General features: G+C 70.3%; 9 protein-coding genes. 7 read left to right on the plus strand and 2 right to left on the minus strand.

The window, feature by feature from the left end; all coding sequences use genetic code 11:
• Nucleotides 1-49: 49 nt before the first annotated feature.
• The 5 genes from ACWD1Z_RS27970 to ACWD1Z_RS27990 all read left to right on the plus strand — a co-directional run bounded on the left by ACWD1Z_RS27970 (nucleotide 50) and on the right by ACWD1Z_RS27990 (nucleotide 5291).
• On the plus strand, nucleotides 50-1519 hold the full coding sequence (locus tag ACWD1Z_RS27970; RefSeq protein WP_451122346.1) for a hypothetical protein: 1470 nt from the start codon (nucleotides 50-52) through the stop codon (nucleotides 1517-1519).
• 209 nt (nucleotides 1520-1728) lie between these two features.
• Nucleotides 1729-2799, plus strand: a complete 1071-nt coding sequence (locus ACWD1Z_RS27975) for a PP2C family protein-serine/threonine phosphatase (RefSeq protein WP_451122347.1) — start codon at nucleotides 1729-1731, stop codon at nucleotides 2797-2799.
• Nucleotides 2796-4109 carry a protein kinase domain-containing protein gene (locus ACWD1Z_RS27980; protein ID WP_451122348.1) on the plus strand — a complete coding sequence of 438 codons (1314 nt, stop codon included), beginning with the start codon at nucleotides 2796-2798 and terminating at the stop codon, nucleotides 4107-4109. The genes ACWD1Z_RS27975 and ACWD1Z_RS27980 overlap by 4 nt, the downstream gene beginning before the upstream one ends.
• A 40-nt stretch (nucleotides 4110-4149) precedes the next feature.
• On the plus strand, nucleotides 4150-4857 hold the full coding sequence (locus ACWD1Z_RS27985; RefSeq protein WP_451122349.1) for a vWA domain-containing protein: 708 nt from the start codon (nucleotides 4150-4152) through the stop codon (nucleotides 4855-4857).
• Entirely contained in the window at nucleotides 4854-5291 is a 438-nt protein-coding gene (locus ACWD1Z_RS27990; protein WP_451122350.1) for a hypothetical protein, read from the plus strand. Before ACWD1Z_RS27985 ends, ACWD1Z_RS27990 begins: the two co-directional genes overlap by 4 nt.
• On the opposite strand, the gene ACWD1Z_RS27995 is transcribed toward ACWD1Z_RS27990, so the two are convergent.
• Nucleotides 5273-5803, minus strand: a complete 531-nt coding sequence (locus tag ACWD1Z_RS27995) for a hypothetical protein (RefSeq protein WP_451122351.1) — start codon at nucleotides 5801-5803, stop codon at nucleotides 5273-5275. The genes ACWD1Z_RS27990 and ACWD1Z_RS27995 overlap by 19 nt on opposite strands.
• Before the next feature lie 166 nt (nucleotides 5804-5969).
• Here ACWD1Z_RS27995 and ACWD1Z_RS28000 point away from each other — a divergent pair, with 166 nt between their 5' ends.
• Together ACWD1Z_RS28000 and ACWD1Z_RS28005 are read left to right on the plus strand one after the other, a co-directional pair.
• Nucleotides 5970-6491, plus strand: a complete 522-nt coding sequence (locus ACWD1Z_RS28000) for a hypothetical protein (protein ID WP_451122352.1) — start codon at nucleotides 5970-5972, stop codon at nucleotides 6489-6491.
• Nucleotides 6492-7119: 628 nt separating this feature from the next.
• On the plus strand, nucleotides 7120-7248 hold the full coding sequence (locus ACWD1Z_RS28005; RefSeq protein ID WP_451122353.1) for a hypothetical protein: 129 nt from the start codon (nucleotides 7120-7122) through the stop codon (nucleotides 7246-7248).
• 449 nt (nucleotides 7249-7697) lie between these two features.
• Here the strand turns inward: ACWD1Z_RS28005 and ACWD1Z_RS28010 are convergent, their stop codons facing one another.
• Entirely contained in the window at nucleotides 7698-8279 is a 582-nt protein-coding gene (locus ACWD1Z_RS28010) for a sigma-70 family RNA polymerase sigma factor (RefSeq protein WP_451122354.1), read from the minus strand.
• Between the last annotated feature and the right edge of the window lie 360 nt (nucleotides 8280-8639).

Consider the following 8639-nt stretch of genomic DNA (forward strand, 5'->3'; position numbering starts at 1 on the left):
AACAGCACGACGAACAGCACGACGAACAGCGACAGAGAGAGGGGGAGACATGGAGAAACAGACCTACGATCCGGTCCTCTGCAGCGAGGACCTGCCCAAGTGGCGCCTGACGAACCCGCTGCGGCCGCCGGCTCCCGGCCGGGCCCTGGTCCTCGTCCGGGACAGCGGACCCTCGCTGACGATCCGCAGTGGCGAGGAGATCCCGTCGTCCCGCTTCGGGACGTACCGCAGCGTCTTCACGGTCGACCTGACCGAGCACCGCCTGATCCTCGACATCCCCCTGCTCAGCCGCGACCCCACCTTCTCCTTCCGCAGCCGGGTCGACCTGGTGTGCAAGGTCGCCGACCCCGCCGAGGTGGTCGCCCGCGGCATCCGCGACATGAGCGGCGCGCTGTACGGCTATCTGCGCAAGACGCTGCGGTCGGTCGCCCGCGACTACGACGTCGCCGAGTTCCACGAGGCCGAGCGGGCGCTCAACACGGCACTGACGGGGTTCGGCGGGGACGACGCCGTCCGGCTGCGCAACATACAGGTGGAACTGCTCGTCGACGAGGACGAAATCGCCTCGAGCGGCCGCGAGTTCCGGGACGTCGTGCGGGAGACCAGGCTGGAGGGCATGCGGCGCCGGCGCCACCTGGACATGATCCGGGAGGAGGGCGTCGACGGCCTGATCGCGGACATCATGGAGAAGGAGGGCCCGCGCGCCGCGCTCGCCTGGATCGAGAAGGGAGAGGCGGAGAAGCGGGAGGTCCGGCGCGAGGTCATGCGCATGGTCCTGGAGCGCGGCGACGCCGACCGGGAACCCTTCGAGCAGGCGGAGCTGGAACGCGCCGTACTGGAGGAGGTACTGCGCGACGGCGACGGTCTGTTCGAGAGCGCCACCCGGCGCGGCTGGCTCCGCGGCAGCCTGGCTCGCGCTCTGGAACCCAGTACCGCCGAGGACGACGAACGCGAGCCGCTCGCGGGCGAGGTGCTGAAGGAGCGGCGGTACGACGACACAGGGCGACCGCCCGAGCCGGCGCCCCGCGAGGAGCGGACGGCCAAGCCCCGGCCCCGGATCACCGGCGGCGCCCCGGCCCGGCCGCGGTTCAGCGGACCGCCCGGTGACGAACCCCTGCCGGACACTGGGGTCTCCGGCGGCACGGGTGACCGGACCGCGGGCCTCGGAGCGCGGGACGAGGCGGCGGCGCGTTCCGCGGACCGGCGGGGCGGCGGCTGGAGCTACGGGGAGCGGGGGGAGGCCGGCGGCGGGGGCACCCGTCCCGAGGACCGGCCCGATACCGGCCGCACTCCTGCGGCCCGCTACTCCGACGACGGGCCGACCACGGACAGCCCCCCGTCGGACGAGCGGAGGAGCACCGGCGACGACGCCGCGGGCAGTGGCCGAACCCGGGACGGCGGCTGTGCCCCCGAAGACGGCCGTGGCACGGACACCGGGCCCCGGGTCAGCCGGGTCCGCGGCACTGCCAAACGACCCCGTGGGGGCGGCAGCGGTACGCACGACGGGGAGCGACGATGACCGACCACGAGCCCGCGGCACGGTACCCGGCCCCGGCCGGGCCGACCGGCTACCCGGCGCGCTCAATCGGGCCGGCCGGTGGCCCGGCACCATCGCCCTGGACACCGCCACCCCCAACGTCCCCGCCCGCGCCCGGTCCGGCTCCCGCCCCCGTGGACGGACCGCGCTCCGAGATCCCGGGGAAACCCGTTGAGACTGCGCAACGCCCCGTGTCGCAGCGGATCTGGTGCGAGAGCCGGGAAGAGCTTCAGGCGCTCTCGGTGTGGACCGAGCAGGTGCCGGACCGCGGAGAGGACGCCGAACCATTCGTCGCACACCACCTGGCACGCTCCCGGGGGCTGCTCGCCGTCTTCGACGGATCCGGCGGTGCCGGTGCCGCACCCTTGTGGCAGGCGCCCGACGGGACCCAGCGCACCAGCGCCTGGGTCGGCGCCCGGGTGGCCCGCCTGGCCACCGACTGCTGGTTCCGCGACGTGGCGACACGCGACGCGGAGGTCACGACGGAAACCCTGCGCGACTACCTGGAGTACTTCCTGGCCGCGGCACCACAGCGCCAGAGCAAGATCGGCGGGACCATGCGCCGCCAACTGCCCACCACTCTGGCCGCGGTGCACTACACCGTGCTGTCGACGGACGACGGACAGCGGCTGGAACTGCACTCGTTGTGGGCCGGTGACTCCCGCGCGTACGTCCTGCGCCCCGACACCGGACTGCACGTGCTCACCCGCGACCACACCAGGGAGAGCGACGCCCTCGAACTCCTGCGCTCCGACCCGCCGATGACCAACCTGGTCTGTGCCGACCGGGAGTTCGTGATCGACAGCCACCGGCTGGAGCATCCGCTGCCCTGCGTCGTACTGGCCGCCTCCGACGGGTTCTTCGGCTATGTGCACACCCCGGCCGACTCCGAGTTGCTGCTGCTGCGCACCTTGCACGGGGCGGGGTCGGTCGGCGAGTGGGCGGACCGGATCTGCCGCGAGGTCCTGCGCTGCACGGCGGACGACGCGTCCCTCGCCCTCATCGCCTTCGGCTACCGCGACTTCGAGAGCCTGCGCACCCGGTTCGCCGACCGGCTCACGCACCTGCACGACCGCTACGTACGCACCCGGCCCCACGGCCTGGACCGGTTCTCTCACGCATCCGAGGCGGGCACGGCCTCCGCGACGGAGGACAGCGCCGGTCTCCCGGCCCGCGTCCGCGAGTGGCAGGACGCCACCTGGCGCGCCTACCGCGCCGGATACGAGACCCACCTGCCCCCCGCACCCGAGGAGCGCGCATGAAGAAGGGCGATGTCATCGGGGGCTACCGCATCACCAGCGAGCCCACGAACGCCAACGGCGGCAAGTGCGTCTGGGCGTTCGCCGAGAAGGACGGCGGCCAGTACTTCGTCAAGAGGTTCCTGGAACCCAAGCGGCCTCGCGACGACGACACGAGAGACACGCCGAGCCTGCGCATCCGTCGCCAGCTCGCCCGTGAGTTCGAGGATCGGCACCGCACGATCATGAAGCGGCTGCGTCCGGACGCTCGCGGCGGCGGCAACCTAGTGCTCGCGACCGACTTCTTCCACGAGGGCAGCACGTACTACAAGGTCACCGAGCGGATCGACACCTCCAGCCTGGAAAAGCCGCAGAGTCTGGAACCTCGGCAGAAGATGGTGCTGCTCAAGACGCTCGGCATGAGCCTGAAGCAGCTTCACGACATCGACATCGTGCACGGCGACCTCAAACCCCTCAACGTGCTCGTGCAGAAACGGGACGGTGCCGCGTTCCACACCGCGAAACTGATCGACTTCGACGATTCCTACGTCGCCGGGAACCCGCCGGGGCCCGAGGAGATCGCGGGCGACTCGCTCTACGGGGCTCCCGAGTGGCGCCGCTACCTGCAGGGCGACGGATCCACCGGCGCAGAACGACTGACCTGCGCGGTGGACGTGTTCGCGCTGGGCCTGATGACCCACCTGTACCTGACGGGCGAACTCCCGCACCACGACAGCCGGTACGGTTCACCGGCCGACGCGGTCAACGCGGGCGAGCGGCTGGAGCTGGACACCCGGCTCTCGGACACCATGCTCGGTCTGCTCCGCTCGATGACCGGGCAGGCTCCGGCGAACCGGCCGCGCATGGCGACGTTCCTCAAGACGCTGTCCGACCCGATGGTGTGCGCCCTGCAGCACCGGCGACCGGGCACCACCCGGACCTCGACAGCCTCACGGCCGAAGTCCGCCGGTGCACCGGGCAGCCGCACACCGTCCTCGGGCACCACCAAATCCGCCGGCGCCCCCACGTCGTCCGACACCGCGACGCCTTCGGGCAGCGGGCCCCGGAGCAGTCGGATCAGGTCCACGATGAGGTCGGCGGGACCTGCGGTCGAGAGCGGTGGGGCACCCCGTGTCCCCAGGGCCGCGGCGGAGCCACCCCGGCCGTCGGCGGCGGCGGACGACAGGACCTCCCCGCCGCCCGCCGCACCCGACTCCCCGCCACCCGCCGCCCCCGCGACTCCGCCGCCGTCCGGCGAGGCCGCGCCACGCGCCTCCCGCGTCCGGATCAACCTCGGCGACCGGAAGCGCGACCGCGGCCGCGGCTCCTCGTGACCCCGTCCCACATCCGCTCGCACCAACCAGGAGACACCGCATGAGCAACATCGAGCAGTATCAGGGCAACCTCCAGTACGCCGTGGACATCGTGCTGTGCGTCGACGCGACCGGCAGCATGTTCCCCGTCCTCGACACCGTCAAGAGAAGCGCCCTGCAGTTCCACGACCGGCTCAACGACGTGATGGCCAAGAAGGGCAAGGCGATCAGCCAGCTCCGCCTCAAGGTCATCGCTTTCCGTGACTTCGGCGACAACGCCTCCGACGCCATCGAGCAGACCGACTTCCTGCATCTTCCCGACCAGGCACGGGACTTCGAGAGCTTCGTGCGCGGCATCGACGCGGGCGGGGGCGGTGACATCCCCGAGTCGGGCCTGGAGGCGCTGGCCTTGGCGATCAACTCCCCTTGGGAGACGGGTCTGGACCGCAGGCGCCATGTCATCGTGATGTTCACCGACGCTCCGGCTCATCCCCTGGGCACGGTGGGCGTCTCCGCCCAGTCCTACCCGGCGGAGATCCCGCGCAGCCTCGATGACCTGTTCGAGCAGTGGGGGTACGCGCGCAGCCAGACGGCCGTGATGGAGCAGTCGGCGAAGCGGCTGGTGCTGTTCGCGCCGGACCTCGCCCCCTGGTCCGATCCGATCGCCGAGGAGTGGGACCTCACACTGCACTTCGCGTCCAAGGCGGGCGAAGGTCTGGAGGAGTTCGAGATGGACGAGATCATCGAGACGATCGCGAACAGTCTGTGAAGCTCGACTGGCCCGAGTTCCAGCTGCAGTGCCACGACGACGGCCATCTCGTCTTCCTGTGGCGCCACTACGGACTCGTCGAGTCGAACGTGGAGCACTGCACCCGCGTCCAGTTGCTCCCCCAGGGCCCGGACGGTCTGTGCCAGTGGCTGTTCCACCTGCGGTTTCCCGGAGGGCCGACCCCTGGCCTCCTCGTGGTCCGGGTGGACGTTCCGGCGGGCCGGTTGCGGGAGGCGGAGGAGTACACCGAGCTGCTGCGACGGCGCTACGCCGTACCGGAGCAGCCGGACGACCGGGAGGAGACGGAGGACGTGGCCGAGGAGACCGGATTCCAGCGGGTTCCCCTGGACGCTCCGGAGTGGCTCGTCGCGCCCGCGGGAGCCGCGTCGGAGGAACTGTTCGGGACCGTCATGGCTTACGTCGACAGCGACTGACCGCATCGAGACACGAGGGAGGAGGCACGGAAGGTGACGGCATCGGCCAACTGGCAGTGCGCGGACTGCGACACGTTCAATGATCCGGGAGAGGCGTCCTGCGAGGGCTGCGGCGGGACCCGGCGCAGTACAGACAGGAGCCCGCGGGCGAGCACGCCGCCGACCACCCGGACGTCCGAGCGTGAATCCTCCTCCGCGACCCGCTCCGGACCGGCGGCCGCGGCCAGGCCGAAGTCCGGTACGAAGCGGGCCCCGAAACCGGCCGCCGGATCGGCCCGGAAGCCCGCCCCGAAACGGCTCGGCACCTCCGGCCCGCCCGCTTCCTGGCGGTGCTCACTGTGCGACACGAACAACGCGCGTACGGATCCGTCCTGCATCGCGTGCGCCACCGCCTGGAATGCCGCGGCCAAGACGCCACCACCGAAATCACCATCCGCCGCGAAGCCTTCGAAAGCCTCCAAGTCCTCGTCCTCCTCTGCCGGCGGCGCGGGCGCCGGCGCGAAGAAGACCACCGCACCCCGTCGGACACCGCCCCGGAAGCCCGCCCCGAAACCGGCTTCGGCCGCCTCGTCGACGCCCCGGACGGCTCGGGGGGCAGCGGGGACCTCCGGCGCGAGCCGTCCCCGCAGCGAGGACGCGGTCTTCTTCCCGTCGGCTCCCGTCACGGGATACCGGCCCATGGCGACGCCCGCCCCGGCGGCCGCACCACGGCCGGCGTACGTGCCCCGCCCCGTCCCGCCGCGCCCCGCGCCCGCCAAGAGGAAGTCCGGCTGCTTCGGCAACTGCTTCGGGCTCGTTGTCGTCTTCGGCCTGCTCTCGCTTGCCGGCAAGGCGTGCGACGGCTTGGACAGCCGTGACCCGTCGAACGACGATGGGCGGACCGTCCAGTCCACCCCTTGCCCCGAGCGCATCGCGGCGCAGCTGCCCGGCGGAACCGGCTCCGAGCTGGTGGAAGCCTTCCGCACGAAGAACAAGCAGATCACCCTGTGCCGTACGGCGTCCGGCGCGCTCTACTACTTCGGTGAGTTCAGCGACCGGCGTGAGGAGGGCATCGCCATGCAGGCCGAGGACACCGGCGACGGTTACACGGCGCGCAACGCCCCGTACCGCTACGAGATCCACGACGGGGTCGTCACCATCTACCGGTCCGGCGAGCAGATCGGCGAGGAGAGGCTCGCCCCGGAACCGTCGCCGTCCTGAGCCCGAGCCGGGCACCCCGGCCGGCGCGTGCCTCCTTGCGGACGCCGCGACGAACGATGGTGGGAACCTTGGGAAACCTCGGGCGTCCCGAGGGCGTCGACCTCGGGACGCCGGACTGCCAGGGATCTTGCGTGTAACCCGGTCGAGTTGACGAGGACGGTCCAGGACGTCGGTGGTCGGCACCGGCGGTGGTTGAGCGGCCTTCTTGGCTTCCTCGTTGACCAACGTGAAGACGCAGTCACCCCGCTGCCGTCCGGTCCAGCGCAGCTTGTGCTCTCCCGGTGCGTGACCGTGGAGCGGGTCATAGTAGGCCCGCCACCGCCACCGCCACCGGGTCCGCGGTCCCGGATCAGAGAGGGTCAGCTCCCGGTAGTGGCGGACTGGCGTCGAGCGATCAGCTCGGCTCCGTCGGCAGGAGCGCGCTCAGCCTGTTCGGTATCACCAGCCAAGCGCTCCTTCTCGGCTTGGACCTCCATGGGATGCTGCCGTGCTTGAGGAAGTAACGGCCGTCCGAAGTCACCACTCCGTCGTGCCCGCTATCGCGCCAGCTTCGCTTGATCAACTGAAGGCAGGACCCCCTGGTCTCTGTACACATCATCCCGAGCCCCTCTCCCACAGTCGACCTGTCGTGCGAGCCAGCATCGTGACGGTCACGGGCGTCAGAAGCGCGCACAGACGGGTCGAGGACATCGCGCAGGACCATATCGATGTACCGGCCATCGCCAAGCGCCTGGCGGCCTGGTTCCCCGTTTCCTGACGTTCGACGTCGTCGCATACGGGGCTGAATGAGGTTGCGTGAGCGATGGTGGCCTCTGGCAGTCCGCACGTGGTGGCCGTTCTGTGGCATCTGGTCGAGCTGCAGTCGGCTCAGAATGAGCTGCTCGACCGTGTTCTCACATCACCGCTGGTCAGTGTCGCCGAGTTGCAGCGTCGGAACATCCTGAAGGAGTTCCGCGGCCGACGCTCCCACGCAGCCACGGAGGATCAGGAATACCGGCGCCACGCAGTCGTCCCGCAGAAAACGACAAGATCCATAGAGCTCTTGACGCTCATTTGACGCTCTGGGCGCCCTAATCCTGCTCGGTGAGCCGAGAAGGCTGCTCTGAACTGGTCTTTTCCGCGACCCACTCAGGCCGACATCTTTCGATGACGCATCATGTGGAGTGCGTGGCGCTGAGCCACTCCGGAGCATCCGTGCCGCCGTGGCTACGCGCCGCGTACGCCTTGCCTCTCCAGGGCCTTGCGCAGTTCCCGCACGGCGTAGAAGGCACGGCTCTTGACGGTGCCGGGCGGGATGCCGAGGTGCTCGGCGGCCTGGGCCCCGCTGCATTCCAGGTAGTACATGAGCCGGATGACGGTCCGGTGCTGCTCCTTCAGCTCCCGCAGTGCCTCCAGCACCGCGTGGGAGGTGATCGTGGACTCCGTGCTGTCCCAGCAGGTGTCCAGATCCTCGACCGGCATCAGATCCAGCGGGCGGACCTGGTGGGCCCGGTGGTGGTCGATGACCAGGTTCCTGGCCACGGTGAACAGCCACGGCCGGATGTGTTCGCCGCGGGCGCTCAGGAGCCGGGCGTGCTTCCACGCGCGCGCCGCGGTCTCCTGGAGGATGTCCTCCGCCCGGTGCCAGTCACCGTCCAGCAGCCGCGCGGCATACCGGACCAGGAGAGGGCCGTACTGCTCGTAGATGTCCCGTACGAAGGCGTCGCAGTCGGTGTCCGAGGCGACGCGGCGGGCAGGTGCCCGAGTCGGGGCGAGGGTGGCCGTCCCCGCCTGCATGGTCCCGTTCATGGGTGGTGCCCGATTCTGTTCAAGTGTTCCGTGGCGTGCTCACCCCACGTGCGCGGGTGAGTGGCTCCACACTCGGCGGGACCCCTTCGCCAAACCTTGTCGTCTCCTTGTCGCCAGACCTGCACCCGGTGCCTGCCGCGCTCACCCCGCCACCGTCGGCCACCTGATGACAGCCGTCGAGGTGTACGAGAGGCTTGAGAAGTAATCAGGCCCGTACCCGCGGATCGCGTCAGCAGGTGCTTTTTCGGCCGACCGGTGAACCGCGTGACGGCGGCCATGACAAGCTCCCCATAGGCGGCCATTTACCGCCCCACTGATGGCCAAGGGTTTCCCCACGTACGGCCAGATATCTCCCCGCTC

The sequence above is a fragment of the Streptomyces sp. NPDC002784 genome, assembly GCF_053592135.1.

Bases quoted from the DNA above. Each gene is read 5' to 3' on its own strand.
- ACWD1Z_RS27980 (WP_451122348.1), top strand. From the start codon at position 2,796: ATGAAGAAGGGCGATGTCATCGGGGGCTACCGCATCACCAGCGAGCCC.
- ACWD1Z_RS27970 (WP_451122346.1), top strand. From the start codon at position 50: ATGGAGAAACAGACCTACGATCCGGTCCTCTGCAGCGAGGACCTGCCC.
- ACWD1Z_RS28000 (WP_451122352.1), top strand. From the start codon at position 5,970: ATGGCGACGCCCGCCCCGGCGGCCGCACCACGGCCGGCGTACGTGCCC.
- ACWD1Z_RS27985 (WP_451122349.1), top strand. From the start codon at position 4,150: ATGAGCAACATCGAGCAGTATCAGGGCAACCTCCAGTACGCCGTGGAC.
- ACWD1Z_RS28010 (WP_451122354.1), bottom strand. From the start codon at position 8,279: ATGAACGGGACCATGCAGGCGGGGACGGCCACCCTCGCCCCGACTCGG.